19 protein-coding genes are annotated in these 21,663 nt (G+C 74.7%); 7 read left to right on the top strand and 12 right to left on the bottom strand.

Annotated features, from left to right (window positions below; all coding sequences use genetic code 11):
• Positions 1 to 211: 211 nt before the first annotated feature.
• Positions 212 to 1,165: an aldo/keto reductase gene (locus OUQ99_RS10485; protein ID WP_267949237.1), complete on the top strand. Its 954-nt coding sequence runs from the start codon at positions 212 to 214 to the stop codon at positions 1,163 to 1,165.
• A 73-nt stretch (positions 1,166 to 1,238) separates the two neighbouring features.
• Here the strand turns inward: OUQ99_RS10485 and OUQ99_RS10480 are convergent, their stop codons facing one another.
• Positions 1,239 to 3,515, bottom strand: coding sequence for an LLM class flavin-dependent oxidoreductase (locus OUQ99_RS10480; RefSeq protein WP_267949236.1), 2,277 nt, complete (start codon positions 3,513 to 3,515; stop codon positions 1,239 to 1,241).
• Positions 3,516 to 3,613: 98 nt separating this feature from the next.
• On the opposite strand from OUQ99_RS10480, the gene OUQ99_RS10475 reads away from it, so the two are divergent.
• On the top strand, positions 3,614 to 4,159 hold the full coding sequence (locus OUQ99_RS10475) for a MarR family winged helix-turn-helix transcriptional regulator (RefSeq protein WP_267949235.1): 546 nt from the start codon (positions 3,614 to 3,616) through the stop codon (positions 4,157 to 4,159).
• Positions 4,160 to 4,282: 123 nt separating this feature from the next.
• Complete coding sequence (locus OUQ99_RS10470; RefSeq protein ID WP_267949234.1) at positions 4,283 to 6,244, top strand: helix-hairpin-helix domain-containing protein; 1,962 nt, start codon at positions 4,283 to 4,285, stop codon at positions 6,242 to 6,244.
• Positions 6,245 to 6,299: 55 nt separating this feature from the next.
• On the opposite strand, the gene OUQ99_RS10465 is transcribed toward OUQ99_RS10470, so the two are convergent.
• The 7 genes from OUQ99_RS10465 to OUQ99_RS10435 form a co-directional block, all read right to left on the bottom strand.
• Positions 6,300 to 6,926, bottom strand: a complete 627-nt coding sequence (locus tag OUQ99_RS10465; RefSeq protein WP_267949233.1) for a TetR/AcrR family transcriptional regulator — start codon at positions 6,924 to 6,926, stop codon at positions 6,300 to 6,302.
• Between the two features lie 154 nt (positions 6,927 to 7,080).
• The gene (locus OUQ99_RS10460) at positions 7,081 to 7,842 is read right to left on the bottom strand and encodes an SDR family NAD(P)-dependent oxidoreductase (RefSeq protein ID WP_267949232.1); all 762 of its coding nucleotides are present in this window, start codon (positions 7,840 to 7,842) and stop codon (positions 7,081 to 7,083) included.
• Between the two features lie 187 nt (positions 7,843 to 8,029).
• The gene (gene fabI / locus OUQ99_RS10455) at positions 8,030 to 8,794 is read right to left on the bottom strand and encodes an enoyl-ACP reductase FabI (RefSeq protein ID WP_267949231.1); all 765 of its coding nucleotides are present in this window, start codon (positions 8,792 to 8,794) and stop codon (positions 8,030 to 8,032) included.
• A gap of 98 nt (positions 8,795 to 8,892) precedes the next feature.
• Positions 8,893 to 9,597, bottom strand: a complete 705-nt coding sequence (locus OUQ99_RS10450; protein WP_267949230.1) for a beta-ketoacyl-ACP reductase — start codon at positions 9,595 to 9,597, stop codon at positions 8,893 to 8,895.
• Between the two features lie 249 nt (positions 9,598 to 9,846).
• Positions 9,847 to 10,215, bottom strand: coding sequence for a VOC family protein (locus OUQ99_RS10445; RefSeq protein ID WP_267949229.1), 369 nt, complete (start codon positions 10,213 to 10,215; stop codon positions 9,847 to 9,849).
• Between the two features lie 116 nt (positions 10,216 to 10,331).
• Entirely contained in the window at positions 10,332 to 10,991 is a 660-nt protein-coding gene (locus OUQ99_RS10440) for a response regulator (protein WP_267949228.1), read from the bottom strand.
• A gap of 115 nt (positions 10,992 to 11,106) precedes the next feature.
• Positions 11,107 to 12,366, bottom strand: a complete 1,260-nt coding sequence (locus OUQ99_RS10435) for a sensor histidine kinase (RefSeq protein ID WP_267949227.1) — start codon at positions 12,364 to 12,366, stop codon at positions 11,107 to 11,109.
• 364 nt (positions 12,367 to 12,730) lie between these two features.
• Between OUQ99_RS10435 and OUQ99_RS10430 the strand changes: the two genes are divergently transcribed.
• From OUQ99_RS10430 to OUQ99_RS10420, 3 genes are all read left to right on the top strand, one after another.
• Positions 12,731 to 13,498: an ABC transporter ATP-binding protein gene (locus OUQ99_RS10430; RefSeq protein WP_267949226.1), complete on the top strand. Its 768-nt coding sequence runs from the start codon at positions 12,731 to 12,733 to the stop codon at positions 13,496 to 13,498.
• Positions 13,499 to 13,501: 3 nt separating this feature from the next.
• Entirely contained in the window at positions 13,502 to 16,273 is a 2,772-nt protein-coding gene (locus OUQ99_RS10425; protein WP_267949225.1) for an ABC transporter permease, read from the top strand.
• Positions 16,274 to 16,369: 96 nt separating this feature from the next.
• On the top strand, positions 16,370 to 17,983 hold the full coding sequence (locus tag OUQ99_RS10420) for an MFS transporter (protein WP_267949224.1): 1,614 nt from the start codon (positions 16,370 to 16,372) through the stop codon (positions 17,981 to 17,983).
• A 282-nt stretch (positions 17,984 to 18,265) separates the two neighbouring features.
• On the opposite strand, the gene OUQ99_RS10415 is transcribed toward OUQ99_RS10420, so the two are convergent.
• The 4 genes from OUQ99_RS10415 to OUQ99_RS10400 all read right to left on the bottom strand — a co-directional run bounded on the left by OUQ99_RS10415 (position 18,266) and on the right by OUQ99_RS10400 (position 20,720).
• On the bottom strand, positions 18,266 to 18,691 hold the full coding sequence (locus OUQ99_RS10415) for a hypothetical protein (protein ID WP_267949223.1): 426 nt from the start codon (positions 18,689 to 18,691) through the stop codon (positions 18,266 to 18,268).
• A 75-nt stretch (positions 18,692 to 18,766) separates the two neighbouring features.
• A complete protein-coding gene (locus tag OUQ99_RS10410) occupies positions 18,767 to 19,585 on the bottom strand; it encodes a polyprenol monophosphomannose synthase (protein ID WP_267949222.1) in 819 nt (272 codons plus the stop codon).
• 143 nt (positions 19,586 to 19,728) lie between these two features.
• On the bottom strand, positions 19,729 to 20,535 hold the full coding sequence (locus OUQ99_RS10405) for a DeoR/GlpR family DNA-binding transcription regulator (protein ID WP_267949221.1): 807 nt from the start codon (positions 20,533 to 20,535) through the stop codon (positions 19,729 to 19,731).
• 50 nt (positions 20,536 to 20,585) lie between these two features.
• The gene (locus OUQ99_RS10400; RefSeq protein ID WP_267949220.1) at positions 20,586 to 20,720 is read right to left on the bottom strand and encodes a hypothetical protein; all 135 of its coding nucleotides are present in this window, start codon (positions 20,718 to 20,720) and stop codon (positions 20,586 to 20,588) included.
• 95 nt (positions 20,721 to 20,815) lie between these two features.
• Between OUQ99_RS10400 and OUQ99_RS10395 the strand changes: the two genes are divergently transcribed.
• Positions 20,816 to 21,595, top strand: a complete 780-nt coding sequence (locus OUQ99_RS10395) for a 4'-phosphopantetheinyl transferase family protein (RefSeq protein WP_267950335.1) — start codon at positions 20,816 to 20,818, stop codon at positions 21,593 to 21,595.
• Positions 21,596 to 21,663 lie beyond the last annotated feature (68 nt).

The following is a 21,663-nucleotide window of genomic DNA, read 5'->3' as shown; positions in this document are numbered from 1 at the left end:
GGGGCGCCGGAGCACTGCTGGGGAACGGCCCGGCCGGGGCGCGCGTACGCGGAGGGGCGGGCTGTGTGCCACCCGGGGGACGGAGAGGGTTCGGTCCCCGCCGTGTTCGAGCCGCGATCGTGGCGAACGTCCCCGGTCCGGGCTGCGCCGAGACTACGCGGCGAGGGTGTACTCGGGGCCGACTCCGGGTGAACAGGGTACTCTCCGCCGCATGGAACAGCGACAGGTGGGCAGATCAGGGCTCTGGGTGTCTCGTACCGCCCTCGGGACGATGACCTGGGGAAAGGACACCTCCGAGGAGGAGGCCGGGCAGCAGCTCACCGCGTTCGTGGACGCGGGCGGCACGCTCGTGGACACCGCCGACATCTACACGGGCGGGCAGAGCGAGCGGATCCTGGGGCGGCTGCTGCGCGCGGCCGTGCGCCGGGACGACGTGGTGGTGGCCACCAAGACCGGCCACACCCCCGAGGGCTACCGGCCGGTGGACGCCTCCAGGCGGCACCTGCTGGCGTCCCTGGACGCCTCGCTGCGGCGGTTGCAGACGGACTACGTCGACCTGTGGCAGCTCCACGTGTTCGACCCGGCCACCCCGCCGGAGGAGTCGCTGGCCGCGATGGAGGCCGCGGTCGCGGCGGGCAAGGCGCGCTACGTGGGCGCGGGCAACCTGGAGGCCTGGCAGTTCGCCACCCTGGCCACCTGGCAGAGGGCGCAGCCCGACCGTGTCCCGCTGGTGAGCGTGGGCACCGAGTACTCCCTGCTCAACCGGGGCGCCGACCGGGGACTGCGGCCCGCCGCCGCGGCCGCGGGCGCCCACGTGATCGCGTGGGCGCCGCTGGGCCGCGGGGTGCTCAGCGCCAAGTACCGCAACGGGACGCCGCCGGACTCGCGGGCGGCCTTCCCGCACATGGCCCCGTACGTGGAGCCGTACCTGGACGACCGCAGCCGCCGCGTCGTGGAGTCGGTGTGCACGGCCGCCGAGGGCCTGGGCGTGCCGCCGCTGGCGGTCGCGCTGAGCTGGGCCCGCGACCAGGAGGGCGTGGCCGCCGCCGTCACCGGTCCGCGGACCCTCGCCCAGCTGGAGGAGGTCCTGGGGGTGGAGGGCGTGGAACTGCCGCCCGAGATCCGCGACGCCCTCGACGACGCGACGGCGCGTCAGGAGCGCTGACCCCTCCGGCCGCCGGCTCCCCCGGTCGGACGCCGCACCCCCGGCCCTCCCCCGGCCGCGCCCTCCCTCCCGCTCACTCCCGGGTCGCGGGCGGGATCGGGAAGTTCTTGTCGAACAGGTTCCCGGGGTCGTACTCGGCCTTGAGGCCGCGCAGTCTGCCCAGGACGGGTTCGGGGAAGGCCCGCGCGAGGACCTCCGGCCCGGTCCTGGTGTCGAAGCTGAGGTACATCCCCTCCAGGTGCTCCTCCAGCTCCGCCCAGCGCTCGTCCATGCGCGGCACGCGCGGCCCCGAGGACATGGTGGCCAGGCAGAAGTTCTGGGTCCGGTGGGCGTAGGCGGTGGCGTCGGCGGGGACGTCGTTGACGGCCCCGCCGACCTGCCGGAGCTGCATGAAGTACGTGTCGCCGGAGGCGAGCAGCTCGGCCATGCCCCCGGCCAGCTCGGGCGTGATGTGCCGCAGCAGCCCGCTCCGCGACGCGGGCAGCCCGTGGCCCCGGTGCGGGGCGTCGTCATGGGGCAGGATCGCCGGGTAGGGCGCGACCTGGGCGCGCTGGTCCAGCACCGGCCCCGCAGCGAGGAACGGTTCGAGGGCCCGCACCGCCAGGTCGGTGTCGTCCCCGGCGTAGACCACCATCGCCTGCGCGACGGGGCCGCCGCCCCCGCGCCCGGGACCGGTGGTGAGGAACGCGGTGACCTCGCGGGGCGCGGCCTCGGCGATCTCGCCCCAGGCCCGCAGGAACCCGGCCGTGTCGCTCGCGTCGTAGGCGAACTGGCCGAGGACGACGTCGCGGAGCGGTGCGGCGGTGGCCTCGACCGCGGTCAGCACCCCGAAGTTGGCGCCCGCGCCGCGCATCGCCCAGAACAGGTCGGGGCGGTGGTCGGCGTCGGCCCGCACGAGCTCCCCGTCGGCGGTGACGACCTCGACGGCGGTGATGTTGTCGATGGTCAGCCCGTGGGCGCGGGAGAGGTAGCCCAGCCCGCCGGTGGTGGCCAGGCCGCCGACCCCGACGCCCCCGTGGTCGCCCGAGCCGAGCGCGAGCCCGTGGGGTGCCAGCGCGGAGGCGACGGCGCCCCAGCGGGCCCCGGCGCCGAGCCGCACCAGTCCGGTGCCGGGGTCCAGGACCCGGACGCCGTCCATGCGGGAGAGGTCGACCACGACTCCGCCGTCGCCGGTGGAGCGGCCGCTGATGCCGTGGCCGCCGCTGCGGACGTGGAGCGGGGCGTCCTGGGCCCGTGCGTAGGCCAGGGCCGAGGCGACCCCTTCGGCGTCGCCCGGCCGCAGGACCAGCCCGGGGCTGCCGTGCTGCATGTAGCCGTGGCGGACCTTGGCGTAGCCCTTGTCCCCGGGCTCGACGGCGTCGGCGCGCAGGGCCTCGGGGACGGCGTCGTAGTCGATGCCGGTGCGGCGGGCGGCCAGGGCGGCGACGGGGCGGACCGGCCCCGTCGGGGTGCCCGCTCCGGCGCGCTCGGCGGCCACGGCCTCACGCAGGGCCGGGGCGACCTCGGCCGCGAGGGTCTGGAGGGTGCGGGGGTCGTCGGAGGCGGCGATGAACGTGGAGAAGCCGTGTTCGAGGACGAGCGGGAGCAGCTCCTCCACCCACTGCTCGGGCGGCCCCTGGAGGAAGCCGCGGTTGGTCGGCAGGAAGGCGTTCTGGGCGAGGTTGAGCATCCGGCGGACCTGTCGGGGGTCGCGGCCGGCCTCCAGGGCGGCCTCGTCGACGGTCTTGTTGGACGAGGCCATGTCCTCGGGCCGCAGGTAGCCGAGGCTGGGCAGCCAGCCGTCGGCCTTGGCGCCGACCAGGCGGAGCATGCGGGGCTTGTAGGCGCCGAGGTGGATGCCGATGTCGTGGGCGGGGGCGGGTCCCCGCTTCATGCCCCGGACGGAGTGGTGCTCGCCGTCGAGGCGGACCCCGCCGCGGGCGTCGGTGTCCCAGACGGCCCGGATGACGTCGATGCCCTCGCCGAGCGCGTCGACGGACTCGCGCGGGGTCAGGCGTCGCGCGCCCATGGCCTCGATGCCGTCCCAGAAGGCCCCGGCGCCGAGGCCGAGCTCGAACCGGCCGCGGGAGAGCAGGTCGAGGCTGGCCGCCGAGCGGGCCAGCATCGCGGGGCCGCGCAGGGGCAGGTTGAGCACGTTGCCGGACACCCTGATCCGGGTGGTGCGGGCGGCCACCCAGCTGAGCAGGGTCCAGGTGTCGAGGAACGCGGGGTTGTAGGGGTGGTCCTGGTAGGTGACCAGGTCCAGCCCCGCCTCGTCCGCGATTTCGGCCAGGGTGACGGCCCGGTCGGGGTCCTGCGCCGCGGGCGTGACGAAGGCGCCGAACTCCAGCGGGTGTCCGTAGTCGGGCATGGGGCTTCTCCTCGGAGGGGGCGAAACTAGTTTGTTCAGCAAATGATGTTGGCAACAACTTATCTTAGCCACCACGTATTCCTGGTACTCTCGGGGACATGACGACCACCACTCCGGACAGCGGACCCGGCACGACCCTGGGGTGGTCCCTGGCCGTCGTGCTGCGCCGCTGGCACGAGCTCACGGAGGCCTCGCTCACCGACATCCCGCACGGCAGCCGCGGCTACCACGTCCTCACCGCGGCGGTCCACGCCGAGCCGCCCACCCAGGCGGCCCTGGCCGAGCGCCTGCTGATCGACCGCAGCGTGATGACCTACCTGCTCGACGACCTGGAGGAGGCCGGGCTGGTGCGCCGCCGGGTCGACCCCGGCGACCGCCGGGTGCGGCGGGTGTGCGCCACCGAGCGCGGGCGCGAGGTGCTGGCCGGCGCCCGCGACCGGGTGGACCGCGTCGAGGAGCGCGTGCTGGCCGGCGTTGACGAGCCCGCCCGGGCCCTGTTCCGCGCGAGCGCCCTGCGCGCGGCGACCAGCATCCAGGAGTCCTCCCCGACCACCGACCCCTGTCTCGCGGTGCGCGAGGTCGTGGGCGGGGGCGACGGGCCCGCCGGGGGGCGCGGGGGCGGGCGCGCGCGGCGCGGAGCCTGAGCGGACGCACCCCGCCGCCGGCCCGCCCGCAGCTCGGCGCGGGTCGGCGCCGGACCGGAACGTCACCGCGAGTCGATAGGCTCCCAGGGTCCACGAACCGCGTGACGAGGGGAACCACCCGAGGTGTCCGAGGCTGTCGAACAGGTCAACGCCGTCCTTGACCGGATGGGCGCCCCCGGCGCCCTGGCTCCCCGGCTGCTGGCCGCACTGGGACCGGGCGCCGCCGCGGACCTGGACGCGAACCCCTGGCTGCTGCTGCGCCTCCCGCAGGTGACCGTGGAACAGGCCGACTTCTGCGCGCGCAGGCGCCTGGGCGACGCCGCCCGCCCCGACGACCCCCGCCGCCTGGCGGCCCTGACCGCCCACGTGCTGCGGCTGGCCGCACGCCGCGGCAACACCGTCGTGGAGGAGAAGCGGCTCGCGGCGGCCGTCGGCAAGCTCGGGGTGGCCGCCCCCGCGGCGGCCCTGGAGGCGGCCGCGGCCGACGGGAGCGCGGTGGTGCTGGAGAGCACCGACGAGCCCGACGACGACTTCGACTTCGAGGAGGGCGGGGTCCCGGAGCTGCCCGAGGACACCGACCGCTACTACGCCCTGGCGGACGTGGGCCGCGCCGAACAGCGCCTGGGCGAGGAGCTGCTGCGGCTGATCAGCGGCAACGACCCGATCATGGACACGGCGACCGCCGGGGAGACCGTGGAGGCCGCCGAGGAGCGGGGCGGGTTCTCGGTCTCCGACCGGACCCGCGAGGCCGTGGTGACCGCGGCCCTGCGCCCGGTGACCGTGCTGAGCCACGGACCGGGCGACACCGGGGAGCTCGCCAGGGCCCTGCTCTGCCTGCACGCGATCGCCGCCGACAGCCGGGTGGGGATCGCGGTGGCCGCGCCGACCGCGCAGGCCGCGGCGGCCCTCGACGCCGAGATCGCGCGCATCCGCGGGACGGACGCCGGGCCCGGCGACGGCCCCGCGCGGGACGCCTCCGGCGAGGGGGACCGGGCGGCGGCCCCCGCCCCGGCCGGGGACCCCGGCGGCGGGAACGGACCGGCCGAGGAGGAGGGCTCCGGGACCCCCGGCGCCCCCGGGGAGGACGCCGGGGACGGGGAGGACGCCGGGGACGGCGGACAAGGATCTCCGGAGGGCGGGGACGCCGGGGACGGCCCCGCAGCGCCCGCGCCCCTGCGCGCGGTCCCGCTGGCCGCCCTGACGGCCGGGGCTCCCCTGGCGGTCGGGCTCGTCGTGCTGTGCGAGGCCATGTCCGTGGGCGCCGCCCGCGCCGCCGAACTGGCCGCGGCGTGCCCCGACGGGGCCCACCTGGTCCTCGTGGCCGACCCCCACCAGGCCCCGTCCGCCGCACCGGGGCGGGTCGCGCTCGACATCGCCGCCTCGCGGACCGCGCACGTGGCGGAGATCGCCGGCGCCGAGGCCCCCGGGCCCCTCGCGGAACTCGCGGAGGCCGTGGCCGCCGGCGGCTTCCCCGAGGTGGAGGCGCCCGGGCGCGAGGTCGTGCGGGTGCCCGCCTCCTCCGCGGAGGAGGCCGCGCACCGGGTGGTACAGCTGGTGACCGACTCCATCCCGCGCGCGCTGGGCATCGGCGCCGAGGACGTCCAGGTGGTGGCCGCCCGCGAGGACGGGCCGGCGGGCACGCGCTCGCTCAACGCCGGGTGCAAGGAGCGGTTGAACCCCGGCCCCGGCGCGCACGGGGGGTTCGACGTCGGCGACCGGGTGCTGCTGGCCGCCTCGGGACCCGGCTTCGCCCCGGGCGACACCGGGTACCTGCGCGAGGTGGACGGGGAGGCGGTGGTGGAGCTCTCCGGCGGCGCCCGGGTGAGGGTCGCCGACCCGGCGGCGCTGCGCCACGGCTGGGCGGTGACGGTGGCCGCCGCGCACGGCGGCCTCTGGCCCGCCGTGGTGGCGGTGTTCCCGCCCGAGGTCCCCGTGTCGCGCCCTCAGGTGTACACGGCGCTGACGCGCGCCACCCGGCACGTGTCGGTCGTGGACGCCACCGCGGGCGCGCTGGAGACGGGCGTGCGCGACAACGCCGCCCTGGAGCGCTCGACCCTCCTGGTCCGGATCCTGCGCGAGGGGTAGCCCCACGCGGTCGCCCCGGGCTCGGCGTCCCGGCCGGGACGGGGCGGGGCGGCCCTCAGCGGGCGTACTGGCGGCACTCACCCGTGAAGACGGAGGCGAGTTCGGCCCCGAGCACCGCCCGCGCCAGCTCGGCGGCGCCGGGGCTCCCCCGGTGGACCCGGGTCGCCAGCCCCTCCGTGACCGCGCCCAGGCGGGCGGCGGCCGCGTCGGCGTCGAGGTCGGGCGCCACCTCGCCGCACTCCACGCCGTTGCCCACGGCGCGGACGAGTTCGGCGTGCATGGCGGCTCCGGCGCGGGCGTCCACCTCGGCCAGGGCCGGGTTGTCCAGCGCCCGTCCGGCGAAGGTCCGGATCACGCGGAACTCCGCGCGTCGGGGCCCGTCCAGCGGCAGGTGCTCGGCCAGGGCCGCACCGAGGATCTCGGCGATGGTCCGCTCGTGGCGGGCGCCCGTCCTGACGATGTCGGCGACACGGGCGGCGACGTCGCCGCTGACGCGCTCGAACGCGTGCAGCAGCATGTCGTCCTTGGACGGGAAGTAGTGCTGCACGAGCCCGACCGACATCCCCGCGCGGGCGGCGGTGCGGGCCACGGTGACGGAGCCGAGGCCGCTGTCGGCGATCAGCTCGCACACGGCCCCGGTGATCTGCGCCCGCCGGTGGGCGTGGTCTGCGGTTCTGGGCACCGCAAGACGGTACCAGGGCACCGACGTGACCATACAGCCCTACGGCTGTGGCGCGGGCGCCCGCGCGGAGGGCGGCATCGGGCAGCTGGAGGAAAACGTGGCCGGGCGGTGGCGCGGAGGAGGGGTGCGCGCCCCGCCGACCGGTGCCCCGGGGTCAGACCCGGTCGAGGAAGCCCCCGTCGACGACCAGGTTCTGCCCGGTGACGAACGAGGCCGCCGGGCTGGCGAGGAAGACCACCGAGCGGGCGACCTCCTCGGGGCGGCCCAGGCGTCCGCAGGGGATGCGCTCGCGGATGCTCTCGTAGAACGCGGGGTCGTTCTCGCGGCGGCGCTCCCACCCCCCGCCGGGGAACTCGGTCGGACCGGGCGAGACGGTGTTGACCCGCACCCCGTCCGGCGCCCACGCACGGGCCAGCGAGGACGCGTGGTGGTTGAGCGCCGCCTTGACGGCGCCGTAGGACCGCGGCCCGGCGGGCGCGGTGGTGTGCAGTGCGGAGGTCGTGGAGACCAGCACGACCGCGCCGCCGCGCCCGGAGGCGCGCAGGTGGGGGCCGGCCGCCCCGGTCAGCCGCACGAACGGCATCAGGTCGGCGTCGAACCCGCGCTGCCACTGGTCCGCGGTGGGGGCGCTGCCGCCGGACACGTTGGACACCAGCACGTCCAGCCCGCCGAGCGCCGTCACCGCCTCGTCGACGAAGGACGGCAGCGCGTCGTGGTCCGTGACGTCCAGCTCGCGGGAGAACACCTTCACGCCGGTCCCGCGCAGCTCCTCGGCGGCCCTGGCGAGGGGTTCGGGGCCGCGGGCGCAGATCGCGAGGTCCGCGCCCTCCTCCGCGAACGCCTGGGCGACGGCGCGGCCGATCCCGCGGCTCGCCCCGGTGACGACCACCCGTGCCCCTGACAGTCCCAGATCCATCCGTCCGTACCTCCGACGCCGTCGTGCTTCCCGGGTTTTCGCGGCCGTCCACCAGGGTCACACGGAAGGCGCCGGGCACACGGGTACACACGCCGCGACCGGCCCCGGGACGACACGCGGTCGGGAGCCCCGGGGCCCCCGACCGCGTCAACCTACCGCACCGGGGTGCGGGCCTCCGGCGGCCGGGTCAGGCCCCGGTGGAGTGGAAGCCGCCGTCGACGTGGACGGTCTCGCCGGTCGTCGCCGGGAACCAGTCGGACAGCAGCGCCACGACGGCCTTCGCCGCGGGCTCGGGGTTGGTCATGTCCCAGCCCAGCGGGGCGCGCTCGGGCCAGTTCTGGGCCAGTTCGGCGAAGCCGGGGATGCTGCGGGCTGCCATGGTGCTGAGCGGCCCGGCGGAGACCAGGTTGACCCGGATGTCCCGGTCGCCGACGTAGCGCGCCAGGTAGCGGGCGGTGGAGGCGAGCGCGGACTTCGCGACGCCCATCCAGTCGTAGGTGGGGTAGGACACGCTGTTGTCGAAGTCGAGGGCCACGACCGAGCCGCCCCCGCCCATCAGCGGCATCAGGGAGGTGGTCAGGGACTTCAGGGAGAACGTGGACGTGTGCATGGCGGTGGCCACGTCCGGCCACTCCGTGTTGAGGAAGTTCCCGCCCAGGGCGTCCTGCGGCGTGAACCCGATGGAGTGGACGATGCCGTCGAGGCCGTCGACGTGCTCGCCGACGCGGGCCGCGAGGGTGCCGAGCTGCTCGTCGTCGGTGACGTCGAGCTCCAGGACGGGGGGCGTCTCGGGCAGGCGCTTGGCGATGCGCTCCACCAGGCTCATCCGGCCGTAACCGGTGAGCACGAGCGTGGCGCCCTGCTCCTGGGCGAGGCGCGCCACGTGGAAGGCGATGGAGGAGTCGGTGAGCACCCCGGTGACGAGGATGCGCTTACCTTCGAGGATTCCCATGGTTCGGGTGGTCCGTCCTGTCTTGCTGTTCCGGAGGGGAGCTCCGGTGGCTGCGGTCTGCGGGGTGCGGGGAACGGCCGGCGGCCGGGTGGGGCGGCTCAGTGCCCCATGCCGAGGCCGCCGTCCACGGGGATGACGGCGCCGGTGATGTAGGCGCCCCCCGGGCCGGTGAGGAAGCCCACGGTCCTGGCGATGTCCTCGGCCGAGCCGAGGCGCCCCAGCGGGACGTTCTTCTTGATCTCCGCCTGGCGGTCCTCGCTCAGGACCGCGGTCATGTCGGTCTCGACGAAGCCGGGGGCGACCACGTTGACCGTGATGTTGCGCGAGCCGAGCTCGCGGGCGAGGGAGCGCCCGAAGCCGACCAGGCCGGCCTTGGACGCGGCGTAGTTTGCCTGGCCGCCGGAGCCGAGGAGGCCCACCACGGACGAGATGAGGACGACGCGGCCGGAGCGCTTGCGCATCATGCCGCGCACCGCGCGCTTGGTGACGCGGAACGAACCGGTGAGGTTGGTGTCCACGACGGACGAGAAGTCGTCCTCGCTCATCAGGGCCAGGAGCTGGTCCTTGGTGATCCCGGCGTTGGCGACGAGCACCTCGACGGGGCCCTGCGCCTCCTCGACCTCCTTGAAGGCGGCGTCCACCTGGGCGGAGTCGGTGATGTCGCAGCGGACGCCGAGCAGGCCCTCCGGCGGTTCGCCGGAACGGTAGGTCACCGCGACGGAGTCTCCACCGGCGGCCAGCTCACGGGCGATGGCCAGGCCGATTCCGCGGTTGCCGCCGGTGACCAGTACCGAGCGCGACATAGGGGCTCCTCTTCTCCTGCGGCTGCTGTGATCAGCCACGACGTGATGTTCCGGGGGTGGGATCGCATTGCAGCGTACCGAGCTACCGGCCGGTAGACGCAACTGAGACGGAGAGCGACATCGCCCTCCATATCGCCACCAAGCGGCCGGACCTGCCCCGATGCGGCCCCACCGCGTCGGCGCGGGCGGCGCCGCCCGTCGCCGCGCCGCGCGGAGTGACCGTTGTCTCGCCGGACGGGATACGGGCTCTCAGCCCCTCACCAGGCAGAAGGGATGGCCGGCCGGGTCGGTGAGGACCCGCCACACCCCCTTGCCCGGCTGGTGGTCCGGTCTGCCCGCGCCCAGCTCCAGCAGCCGGGCCTCCGCCTCGTCCAGGTCCTCGACCGCGAAGTCGAGGTGGAACTGCTGGGGGACGGTCTGGTCGGGCCAGCGCGGAGCCCGGTAGCCGTCGACCCGCTGGAAGCCGACGAAGAGCCCGTCCCCCCGTGTGAGGCCGGCGAAGTCGGCACCCGATCCCGGGTGGGGTTCGAGGCCGGTGGCCTGCTGGTAGAACGCCGCCAGGGCCACAGGATCAGCGCAGTCGAGTGTGATCGCGGTCAACTTCATCAGTGGGGACATGGGCACCTCCGTGCCGGTCGGTGGACGTGCGCGGGATCTGTCGGAGACGGATGTCCTCCTGCCGCGTCGGGCCTCGGACGACAGCCGCGGCCCGCGCCGGGGCTCCCCGCAGCGGTTCAGGCCCACCCCGCGTCGTGGGCGAGGATGGCGGCCTGGACCCGGTTGGACATGCCCATCTTGGCCAGGATGCGGCTGACGTGCGCCTTCACCGTGGCCTCCCGCATCCCCAGGGCCCGGCCCGCCTCGGCGTTGGACATGCCCTGGGCCACCGCCACGAGCACCGACCGCTCCCGCTCGCTCAGCACCGACAGGCGCCGCGCCGCCTCCTCGCGCCCCGCGGCCGAGTCGGCGGGGGCGGGCGAGGCGAAGCGTTCGAGCATGCGCTTCGTGACGCTGGGGGCCAGCATGGCGTGGCCCTCGTGCACGGTGCGCACCGCGGCGATGAGGTCGCGCGGCGGCGTGTCCTTGAGCAGGAAGCCCACCGCCCCGGCGCGCAGCGCGCTGTGCACGTACTCGTCCAGGTCGAACGTGGTCAGCAGGACCACGCGGGGCGGTTCGGGCAGGGACGTGAGGCGGCCGGCGGCGGTGATCCCGTCGGTGCCGGGCATGCGGATGTCCAGCAGGACCACGTCGGGGCGGAGCTCCTCGGCGAGGCGTACGGCCTCCTCCCCGTCTCCCCCCTCCCCCACGACCTCGATGTCGGGGGCGGAGTCCAGGATCATCCGCAACCCCGACCTGACCAGGAGTTCGTCGTCGACCAGGAGTGTGCGGATCACCGTGCGGGTCCTCTCGTGTCGGTGTGCGAAGGCAGCGGCGACCGTACCGGCCGCCGTCGGCGGGTCCGGGCGCGGCGGCCCGGCGGGCCGGGACGCGCGGTCCCCTCGGCGGGGGTCACTCCGCGTCCCGGTCCGGGCTGCCGTCGGTTGGCAAGATAGCGCGCATCCGCCACCCCCCGTCGGGGCACACCCCCGCGCTGAGGCTGCCCCCCGCCAGCACCACGCGCTCGTGGAGGCCGGTCAGCCCGAACCCGCTCTGCGGCATGGGCACGGTCGGCGCGGGCGCGGGCTCGTTGGCGACCTCGACCTCGATCTGGCGGGGGCCGTGGTGCAGGCGCACGGCGACCTCCGCGCCGGGGGCGTGCTTGGCCGCGTTGGTCAGCCCCTCCTGGACGATCCGGTAGGCGGTGCGCTCGACCCCCGGCGCCAGGGGCCGCACCCGCCGCGTCTCCTCCCTGCGCACGACCATGCCCGCGGTGCTCCACTCGCCGATGAGCCGGTCCAGGTCCGCCAGGACGGGCTGGGGCGCCGTGGGCGCGGCGGCGGTCGTCTCGTCGCGCAGCACTCCGAGGATCCCGCGCAGCTCGGACAGCGCCTCCCGTCCCGTGGTGCGGATCAGCCCAGCGGCCTCCACCGTCCGGGCGTCCTCCGAGGACACCTCCAGCCCGCCCGCGTGCAGCACCATGAGGCTGACCCTGTGGGCGACCACGTCGTGCATCTCCCGCGCGATACGGGTGCGCTCGGTGGTGAGGGCCTGCTCGGCCATCAGGTGCTGTTCGCGTTCGAGCCGCTCGGCCCGCTCGTGGAGCCGTTCGACCAGCTGGCGCCTGGTCCCGATCCACAGGCCCGCCGTCACCGGGACGACGAGGAAGAACACCACGGCGATGACGTACATGAGGCCGTTGGTCCCGTATCCGCCGCCGGTGGCCAGGCACAGCAGGGCGAACCAGGCGGCCAGCAGCCTGCGGTCGTCGAAGTAGACGGCGTACGAGTAGATGGCGATGGAGGCCGGGACGGAGTTGCCGAAGCCCGCCAGGAGGACGACCGCGATCAGGAGCAGCCACTTGGGGTGGGTGCGCCGGAACATGATGGCGGCGGCCGCCACGAAGGCCGGGACCACGGAGAGGACGACGGCGAGGCCGAGCAGCGCGATCATCGCACTCACGGACCCGGAGCGCGAGAGGACGGCGGATCCGGACTCGATCGCACCTCGGAAGAGACCGTTCGCGCCCATCTGGAGGAGCAGGCTCAGCGGCAGGGTCCCCAGGGCGTAGAGCCAGTCGGCGATGCGGAGCCTGCGGTCCCACCACCACTGCCAGTTGTTCCGCCACCGGGCGCCGACGGACCGCCCCCTGTCGTTGACCCAGGTCCTCATGGTGCGGATTCTACGGGCGCCTCCCGCCGGCCCCCCGTGTCCGGCGGCCGCCCCGCCGCGCCGTCACGACCACTCGACTTTCGCGTCATCGCAGTTCAGGACCACCGTTTCGGTTGATCAACACGGACGGTGACGGGTCCACCCCCGACGAAAGTCGGCGGGTCGGCCAGACGAAGGAGTCCCGAACCCGGCGCGCACCCCTCCTTCGGCCGACCCCGGGATCGGCCCAGCGGTGGACGCCCGGGCGGTCCCCGCGGACCTAGCGTTGTGGTGTGCCGGGCCGGACGAGGGGTCCCCCGGCGGGCAACACCGATCAACCACTCCCCGTACATCCGTCGTCCCACCGTCTCTGGAGCTGTCTGTCGTGACCGAGTCCACTGTGAAAACCGTCCCCCCGGTCGCCTCGCCACCGGTCGTGGTCGCGCGGGGCCTCACCAAGACCTACGACACCGGCGACAGCAAGGTCCACGCCCTGGCCGGGGTCGACGTGGAGTTCCACCGGGGCGCGTTCACCGCGATCATGGGCCCCTCCGGCTCCGGCAAGTCCACGCTGATGCACTGCCTGGCCGGGCTGGACGTGGCGACGTCCGGCAGCGTGCACCTGGGGCGCACCGAGATCACCGGTCTGCGCGACGCCGAGCTGACCCTGCTGCGCCGCGACCGGATCGGGTTCATCTTCCAGTCGTTCAACCTGCTGCCGATGCTCACGGCCGAGCAGAACATCCTGCTGCCCTCCCAGATCGCCAGGCGCGCGGTCGACAAGGAGCGCTTCGAGCACATCGTCGACGTGGTCGGCCTGCGCGACCGGCTCCACCACCTGCCCGCGAAGCTCTCCGGCGGGCAGCAGCAGCGCGTGGCCGTCGCCCGTGCCCTGCTCAACGCCCCCGAGGTCGTCTACGCCGACGAGCCCACCGGCAACCTGGACTCGCGTTCGGGCTCGGAGGTCCTCGCCTTCCTGCGCGGCTCCGCCCGCGACCTGCACCAGACCATCGTCATGGTCACCCACGACCCCGTCGCGGCCTCCTACGCCGACCGCGTGGTGTTCCTCCGCGACGGCCGCCTGGTGGACGAGGTCCTCGAGCCCACCGCCGAACTGGTCTCCGCGCGGCTGCTGAAGCTGGAAGAGGTCTGATCCATGCTGCGCACCACACTCGCCGGGCTGCGGATGCACAAGTCCCGGTACTTCACCACGGTGATGGCCATCCTGCTCGGCGTCATGTTCGTCTCCGGCACGATGGTGTTCGCCGACACGCTGAACGCCAACTACGAGAAGTCCGTCATGGGCTCCGCGACCAGCGTCGACGCGATCGCGGTCCCCGCCGCCGAGGAGCCGGCGGACCCGGCGGAGCCCTCGGAGCCGGAACCGCTGACCGAGGCCCAGCTGGACGGTGTCCGGGCCCTGCCCGAGGTGGCCGGGGCCGACGGCATCGTCAGCGGACAGGCCGTGCTCCTGGACCGTGACGGCCGCGCGTTCGGCTTCATGCCGCCCGCCGCCATCTCCATCGGGGAGACCAGCCGCTTCTCCGCGGCCGAGGGCGAGCTGCCCGGGGGCCCCGACGAGCTGGCCCTGGCCGGCTCCACCGCCGAGCAGGCCGGCTTCGGGGTCGGCGACACGGTGACGGTGCTCGACCCCGCGCAGGAGGAGCGCGAGTTCACCGTGACCGGCCTGGTCGACTTCGGCGTGGACCCGGGCTACAGCTACGGCGGCGCGCTCGTCTTCTCCCCCGACACCGTCGGGGAGATGACCGGCGCCACCGGCTACACCGAGATCGACGTGCTCGCCTCGGAGGGCCACACCGACGAGCAGGCCGCCGAGGCCGTCGCGGCCCTGCTGGGCGACAGCGCGGACGTGCAGACGGGCGAGGCCTTCGGCCTGGAGATGGCCGAGTCCGCCGGCGGCGACACCGCGATGATGCGGACCGCGCTGCTGCTGTTCGCGTTCATCGCCATGTTCGTGGCGGGGATCGTCATCTACAACACCTTCGCCATCCTCATCGCGCAGCGCCAGCGGGAGATGGCCCTCCTGCGCTGCGTCGGCGCCAAGCGCGGCCAGGTGTTCCGGTCCGTCCTGCTGGAGTCGGTGGCGGTGGGGCTGATCGCCTCCGCCCTCGGCGTCCTGGCGGGCGTCGGCATCGGCATGGCCGGTGCGGCGTTCGGCGGCCCGCTGCTGGGTATGGGCGGTTCGGTCCCCGTGGTGATCACGCCGTCTGCCGTGATCGTGGGCCTGGCGGTCGGCACCGTGGTGACCGTCTGCTCCGCCCTGGTCCCGGCCACGCGGGCCACCCGGGTCCCGCCGCTGGCCGCGCTGCGCACCAGCGCGACCGCGGGCGGCCTGGAGAAGGGCACCGGCTGGATGCGCGTCGTGTTCGGCGTCCTGACCTTCCTGGTCTCGGCCGCGCTGGTGGCCCTGACGCAGGTGTCCGGCCCGAACCAGATGGGGCCGGTCATCGTGACGGCGGCCGCCCTGATCGCCTTCGTGGGCGTGGTCGTGCTGGGCCCGCTCCTGGTGCGCGGCATCGTCCGCCTGGTCGGCGTCCCGCTGCGCAGGGTCGGCGTGCCCAGCATGCTGGCGGTGGACAACTCCACCCGCAGCCCGCGCAGGGCCGCCACCGCGATGATCGCCCTGACGGTGGGTGCCACGCTCATCACGGGCTACTCGGTGGTCAGCGCCTCCCTGGAGTCCACCATGACCCGGATGCTCGACGAGCAGTTCCCGGTGGACTACCAGGTCAGCGCCCAGTACTCGATGGACGGCGCCTCCGGCGGCGACACCGTCGCCGAGGAAGCCCCCGCGGAGGACGGCGCCGGGACGGACGGCGTCCCGGCCGAGGACACCGTGCAGCCCCCGCCCGAGAGCACGCAGGAGGGGCAGGAGGGCGAGGCCCCGGCCGACGGCGCCTCGCCCGAGGACTCGGCGGATGCCGAGGACGGCGGGGCCTCCCCGGAGGAGGGGGCCGACACGTCCGCGTCCGGGGAGACCGGCATGCCCCTCGTCCCCACCGAGGTCGAGCACGCCCTCGCGGAGAGCCCCCTCCTGGACAAGGTGATCGCCCAGCGCGGAGGCACGGTCGAGGGCTACGACGCCTCCCCCGTGGGTTCGCTCCCCGTCAGCACCTACGACGGCGCCGAGCTCGGCGTCGACATCACCGGCGAGACCGTCGAGGGCGAGATCTCCGGTTTCGGTCCCGGCGAGGTGCTGCTCTCCGAGGGGCTGGCCGACGGCCTGGGCGTGGGCGACACCCTCACCCTGCCGTCCCCGGACGGCGAGGTCGACCTGGAGGTCGCCGCGGTCCTGGCCGACGCCCAGACCCTGCGGGGCGCGGTCGTCTCCCCGGAGGACTTCGCCACGCTGTTCCCCGACACCACCGACAGCGAGATGGTCTACGTCCGCGCGGCCGAGGGCGCCGACGCCTCCGAGGTGCGCGACGCCGTCTACACGGCGGTGGACGACCACCCGACCATGCAGGTCATGTCGGTGGCCGAGATGAAGAACCAGTTCTCGGACATGATGGACATCGCCTTCTACACCATCGCGGCGATGCTGGGCCTGGCGATCGTCATCGCGGTGTTCGGCATCTCCAACACGATGGCGCTGTCGGTGCTGGAGCGCACCCGCGAGTCCGCCCTGCTGCGCGCGCTGGGCCTGGCCAAGGGGCAGCTGCGCCGGATGCTGGGCGTCGAGGCGGTCCTGCTGTGCCTGATCGGCGCCGGCATCGGGATCGTGCTGGGCGTGGTGTTCGGCTGGGCGGCGGGCGCGGCGACCCTGCCCGACATGGTGCTCACCGTTCCGGCCGGGCAGATCGCGGTGTTCATCGCCGTGGCCGTGCTCGCGGGCCTGCTGGCGTCCGTGCTGCCCGCCCGCCGGGCCGCCGGGGCCTCCATCACGGGGGCGCTCGCCAGCGAGTAGGCGCAGGTCACATCCTGCACAACTCGGGGACAAGAGACGCGGACCCCCGCCTGCGGGCGGGGGTCCGCGCCGTACTGTGGACCGGGGGTGTGTGCTGTGTCTGGATCTGCTTCGGTACCGGCGACGAGCGGCGCGGTGGCCTGGGGGACGCCGGCCGCCCGGTGGATGCTGACCGCCACCGTGCTCGGCTCGGGGATGGCCTTCCTCGACTCGACGGTGGTGACGGTGGCGCTGCCCGCCGTCCAGGAGGACCTGGACACGGGGCTGTCCGGGTTGCAGTGGATCGTCAACGGCTACATGGTGACGCTCTCCGCGCTCATCCTGCTCAGCGGCTCCCTGTCGGACCGGTTCGGCAGGGTCCGCCTGTTCATGGCGGGCGTGGCCGTGTTCGCCCTGGCGTCGGCGCTGTGCACGTTCGCGCCCACCCTGGAGTGGCTGATCGCCGGACGCGTGGTGCAGGGCGTGGGAGGCGCCCTGCTCACCCCGGGGAGCCTGGCCATCCTCCAGGCGGGCTTTCGCGAGCAGGACCGCGCACGGGCGATCGGGGCGTGGTCCGGGCTGACCGGGGTGGCCTCGGCGGTGGGGCCGTTCGTGGGCGGCTGGCTGGTGCAGATCGGCGACTGGCGCCTCATCTTCCTCATCAACCTGCCGATCGCCGCGGCGGTGCTGGCGATCGCCTGGTTCAAGGTGCCGGAGTCGCGCGACGCCCAGGCCCCCCGGAGGCTGGACTACCCGGGCGCGCTGCTGGGGGTCGTGGCCCTGGGCGGGATCACCTACGCGCTGATCCAGTGGGGCGCGGTCGGCGGCACCCCGGCCGTGTGGACCGGCGTGGTGGTCGGCGTGCTGTCCCTGGGCGCCTTCCTCGCGGTGGAGGCGCGCACCGCGAACCCCATGCTGCCCCTGGGGATCTTCTCCTCCACCCCGTTCAGCGTGACGAACGCGGCGACGGTCCTGATCTACGGATCGCTGGGGCCCCTCCTGTTCCTGCTGGTCATCCACCTCCAGGAGGTGGGCGGGTACTCGCCGGTCGCGGCGGGGGCCGCGTCGCTGCCGATCACGCTCCTGATGCTCGCCCTCTCCGCGCGCTCGGGCAAGCTCGCCGCCCGGATCGGCCCGCGGCCCCAGCTGGTGGCGGGCCCGCTGCTGCTGGCCGCGGGGTTCGTGCTGCTGTCCCGCCTGGGACCGGACGCGCCCTACCTGACGGGGGTGCTCCCCGGGGTCCTCCTGGTGGCGCTGGGGCTGTCGACGACGGTGGCGCCGCTGACGGCGACGGTGCTCGCGTCGGTGTCCGAGCGGCACGCGGGGCTGGCGTCGGGGGTGAACAACACGTTCGCGCGCGCCGCGCAGCTCATCGGCGTGGCCGCCGTCCCCGTCCTGGCGGGGATCGGCGGCTCCGGGAGCCAGGGGTCCGGATCGGGCGCCGCGTCGGCGGAGATAGCCCAGGGGTTCGGCCCGGCGATGCTGATACTGGCGGGCCTGTGCGTCCTGGCCTCCCTGTGCGCGCTGGCGCTGCCGCGCGGGCGGATGCCCGAGGCCGCTGAGGCGGCCGAACGCGGTGCGATGGCCGAAGAGGCCAGTGCCGTGGCCCCGCGCGCCGACGACCAGCCGCTGCGGTTCTGCGGTGTGGCGGGGCCGCCGCTGCGCTCGTGCCCGGGTTCGACGGCCGGGGAGATCTCGGACGGCCGGGGGCCGGGCGCGCCGTCCTCCTGAGGGACCTGTCCTCCTGAGGGGCACTGTGCGCGAGACCCCGGCCCCTTCCCCGGCTTCGGGGCGCACCGCCCTTCCGAGGGACACGGGGCCGGCCGCGTGCGGGACCCCGGAACTGCCGCCGGGGAGGAGCGCCCGCCCGCCGGGCCGGGGCAGCGCGCGGCCCCGGCGGCCGGAGGGCCTGCCGGGGCCGCGAGGGGTACGGCCGCGTGGCGCCGGCCGGATACGGCGGGCCGGTCCCGGGCCGGGTCGTCCGGGCCCCGGTCTCCCGCCACGGGTCCCGGATCAGGCGTCCGGCGCCCCGGTGTCCTTGGGGTCCTCCGCGTCGGGCACGTAGCCGGCCGGGTCCGCGGTGCGGTCGCGCTCGTCCGCGCCGTGCGCGTCGGCCCGGTGGGCGTCGGCCTCACCGGGGTGAGGGCTCCTCACCGCCGCGCCCTCGCCGACGTCGGGGGAGTACCCGTCGTCGATCTCGTTGACGGCCTCCTCCTCGGCGCTCCGGGTCTCCCCGCCCCAGCTCTGCCGCGGGTACACGTCGTTGCGCTCGTCCCGGACCGCTTCGCTGATCCCCCGCTCACCCCGGCTGTCGTCGTCCTCGAAGTCGTACTCCTGGATGTCGTAATCCGGTTCGATACGCCGCTCGAGCTCGGCGGCCTCGCTCTCCTCGGGGTCGTCACCCATGTCGGTGTCCACGTCATAGGGCTCTTCGGTCACTGTTTTCTCCCCCTTCCCACGTTTTCACCGATGCTCTCAGACGAGCGGGCGGATGTGAAGGAAGGCGGGCCGGAGCTAGCGCCTGCGGGACCTCTCGGCGCGACGCAGGCGCAGCGGGCGCAGGGCAGCCTCCAGGGCGACGGCGCCGTCGAGCTTGCTCTCGCCGGCGACGCGGTCCTCGAAGTGGATGGGGATCTCCATCATCTTCTGGCCCCTGCGGTGGGCCCGGTAGTGCATCTCCACCTGGAAGGCGTAGCCGGTGCTCTCGATGCTGGGCAGGTCGAGGACGCGCAGCGCCGAGGCCCGCCAGATCTTGAACCCGGCGGTGACGTCACGCACGGGGATGGACAGCACGGCCTTGACGTAGGCGTTGGCCCAGCCGCTGAGGAGGCGCCGCCGCACGCCCCACTGCTCGGAGAGGCTCCCGCCCGGCACGTAGCGGCTGCCGATGACCACCCCGGCGTTGGTGGAGTGCAGGGTGCCCAGGAGCTGCGGGACGTAGCCCACCGGGTGGCTGAGGTCGGCGTCCATCTGCACGACGTAGTCGGCGCCCTCCTCCAGTGCGCGGTTCATGCCCTCCACGTAGGCGCGGCCGAGGCCGTCCTTGGCGGTGCGGTGCAGGACGCCGACCCGCCCGGGGAACTCGACGGCGAGCTTGTCCGCGACCTCGCCGGTGCCGTCCGGGGAGCTGTCGTCCACGACCACGACCCTGAGGCGGGGCAGGTCCAGGCTCATGAGCTGCCCGACCAGCACGGGGAGGTTGGCCGCCTCGTCGTAGGTGGGGACGACGACCGTCAGGCGCGAGTCCGCCCAGGGCTCGGGGAGCGCCACGGGCTCGGGGGTGACGCGCACCGGTTCGGACGGGACGTGCGGCGGCGTCGGCTGTGAGGGCATGCGCGGCGGCTCCTGCGTATGGGCGGCGGTCGGTCGGGAGGGCGGACTGGGGTGGGCCCAGGATCACGCACCGGGCGCCGATAGCGCAATGGGCGTGAACGGTAGGGTACGCGGTCCTTCCGACCGGTCGCGGCGGGGCGGTCTCACTCGCCCCGTTCGTCGGCGACCACGGCGACGTGGACGAGTGCCCCCAGCTCCTCCAGGGTCATCAGCACCTCGGGGTCGGCGCTGCTGTCGGTGACGAGGTGGGCGATCTCCTCCGGGGCGACGGTGGGCACCATGGTGTCGGCGCCGATCTTGGTGTGGTCGGCCAGGACGATGGTCTCGTCCGCACAGGCCGCCAGCGCGCGGTCCACACTGGCCACCGCGGGGTTGGGGGTGCTCAGCCCGCGGTCGGCGCTGACCCCGTTGCCGGAGAGGAAGGCCCGGTTGACGCGGAGCCCGGACAGGCTCACCTCCGCCGCCGCCCCGACCAGCGCCCGTATCGGCCCGTGCAGGGTGCCGCCGGTCACCACCACCTCGACCCGCGCGGCCTCGGCGAGGACGTCGGCGACGCGCAGGGAGTTGGTGACCACGGTCAGGTCGTGGCGGGTGAGGAGCTCCTTGGCGAAGGCCTCCGCGGTGCTGCCGGGGCCGATGCTGATGGCGTCGCCGGGGCGGACCAGGCGTGCGGCGGCCACCGCGATCGCGGCCTTCTCCGCGGCGCACTGGCCGCTCTTGCCCGAGTAGCTCTGCTCGTGGCCGATCCGGCCGGGCAGGGCGACCCCGCCGCGCCGGCGGTCCACGACCCCCTCGGCCTCCAGCGCGCGCACGTCGCGGCGGACGGTGACCTCCGAGGCGCGGACCTTGGCTGCGATGTCGCGCAGGGACATGGTGCCGTTGGCGCGCACGAGTTCGAGAATGCGCTCCCGTCGCTCGGCGGCGAACGCCGGACGGCTTTCCTCGGCCATGTGGACCCACCTTCACCCGTGCCATCGCACGGGCGTGGTCCCGCGCCGCTCTAGAGTACGGACCGCTCCCGGGCCGCGGGTTGCTCCGCCTCGGGCTTCTCGGTCAGGAGGGTGACGATGACGACCGCCGTCAGCGTGACCAGGCCGATGAGCGCACCTGCTCCGAACAACACGAAGACAGACATTCGGGCCTCCCCAGGGGACGGGCTGACCTGCCATTAACCGAATTCCCGGTTTGGGTTGACCTCACACCACCCAACGCGGGGAAAGTCGGGTGACAATGAGGAGCATGAAGCTCGACCCCGCGCCCCCGGCCCACGAGGTCTGGTGGGCCCACACCTCCACCGCCGACGACCGCCTGCTGCGCCTGCTGGACGAGGAGGAACGGGCGCGCAACGCCCGCTTCCGCCACCAGGCCGACCGCGACCGGCACCTGCTGGGCCGTTCGATGGCCCGCCTGGTCCTTGCGGACCGGGCCGGCTGCCCGCCCGAGAAGGTCACCTTCGACCTGCGCTGCCGCTCGTGCGAGGAGAAGGAGCGCACCGGCGCGGGCACCGGGGACGCCGCTCCGCACGGCAAGCCGCACCCCTCCGGGCCCGCCCAGGGATGGGAGGTCTCCGTCAGCCACTCGGGCGAGTGGGTCGTCCTCGCCGTCTCCGGGGGCGTGCCCGTGGGGGTCGACGTCGAACGGGTCTCCGAGGCCCGCGACCTGGCGGGGCTGGCGGGCTACACGCTGGCCGCGCCCGAGCACGCGGCCTGGGAGCGCCTGGCGCCCGAGGACCGGGTCGGCGCCTTCTTCCGGTACTGGGCACGCAAGGAGGCCCTCCTCAAGGCGACCGGGCTGGGCCTGTCGGGCGGTCTGCGCAGGGTCCTGGTGAGCCCGCCCCACGACGACGCGGCGCTGCTCTCCTGGGAGGGCGGCGGCGGCCCGGAGTCCGCCGCCCTGACCGACCTGGAGTGCGCCGAGGGGTACCGCTCGGCGCTGGCCGCTCTGGCCCCGGGGCCTCTGGAGCCCGTGGTGCGCACCGCCGGGGACACGGCGGGGCTGCTCCGCTCCTAGGCCGTGGTCCGCGGGTCGTTCCGGGCTCGCGAGCGCCGAGCCCGCCGAAAGCATCCACCGAACACGCC

The organism is Streptomonospora nanhaiensis (genome assembly GCF_026642255.1).
In the GTDB taxonomy this organism is placed as follows: Bacteria; Actinomycetota; Actinomycetes; order Streptosporangiales; family Streptosporangiaceae; genus Nocardiopsis; species Nocardiopsis tropica.
The sequence above is the reverse complement of the archived record's forward strand: the minus strand, read 5'-3'. Positions and strand labels throughout refer to the sequence as shown.

What these genes read in the sequence shown, in the direction of transcription:
- OUQ99_RS10485 (WP_267949237.1), top strand. Translation starts at nt 212, where the DNA reads ATGGAACAGCGACAGGTGGGCAGATCAGGGCTCTGGGTGTCTCGTACC.
- OUQ99_RS10480 (WP_267949236.1), bottom strand. Translation starts at nt 3,515, where the DNA reads ATGCCCGACTACGGACACCCGCTGGAGTTCGGCGCCTTCGTCACGCCC.
- OUQ99_RS10475 (WP_267949235.1), top strand. Translation starts at nt 3,614, where the DNA reads ATGACGACCACCACTCCGGACAGCGGACCCGGCACGACCCTGGGGTGG.
- OUQ99_RS10460 (WP_267949232.1), bottom strand. Translation starts at nt 7,842, where the DNA reads ATGGATCTGGGACTGTCAGGGGCACGGGTGGTCGTCACCGGGGCGAGC.
- fabI (WP_267949231.1), bottom strand. Translation starts at nt 8,794, where the DNA reads ATGGGAATCCTCGAAGGTAAGCGCATCCTCGTCACCGGGGTGCTCACC.
- OUQ99_RS10450 (WP_267949230.1), bottom strand. Translation starts at nt 9,597, where the DNA reads ATGTCGCGCTCGGTACTGGTCACCGGCGGCAACCGCGGAATCGGCCTG.
- OUQ99_RS10445 (WP_267949229.1), bottom strand. Translation starts at nt 10,215, where the DNA reads ATGTCCCCACTGATGAAGTTGACCGCGATCACACTCGACTGCGCTGAT.
- OUQ99_RS10435 (WP_267949227.1), bottom strand. Translation starts at nt 12,366, where the DNA reads ATGAGGACCTGGGTCAACGACAGGGGGCGGTCCGTCGGCGCCCGGTGG.
- OUQ99_RS10425 (WP_267949225.1), top strand. Translation starts at nt 13,502, where the DNA reads ATGCTGCGCACCACACTCGCCGGGCTGCGGATGCACAAGTCCCGGTAC.
- OUQ99_RS10410 (WP_267949222.1), bottom strand. Translation starts at nt 19,585, where the DNA reads ATGCCCTCACAGCCGACGCCGCCGCACGTCCCGTCCGAACCGGTGCGC.
- OUQ99_RS10405 (WP_267949221.1), bottom strand. Translation starts at nt 20,535, where the DNA reads ATGGCCGAGGAAAGCCGTCCGGCGTTCGCCGCCGAGCGACGGGAGCGC.
- OUQ99_RS10400 (WP_267949220.1), bottom strand. Translation starts at nt 20,720, where the DNA reads ATGTCTGTCTTCGTGTTGTTCGGAGCAGGTGCGCTCATCGGCCTGGTC.
- OUQ99_RS10395 (WP_267950335.1), top strand. Translation starts at nt 20,816, where the DNA reads ATGAGGAGCATGAAGCTCGACCCCGCGCCCCCGGCCCACGAGGTCTGG.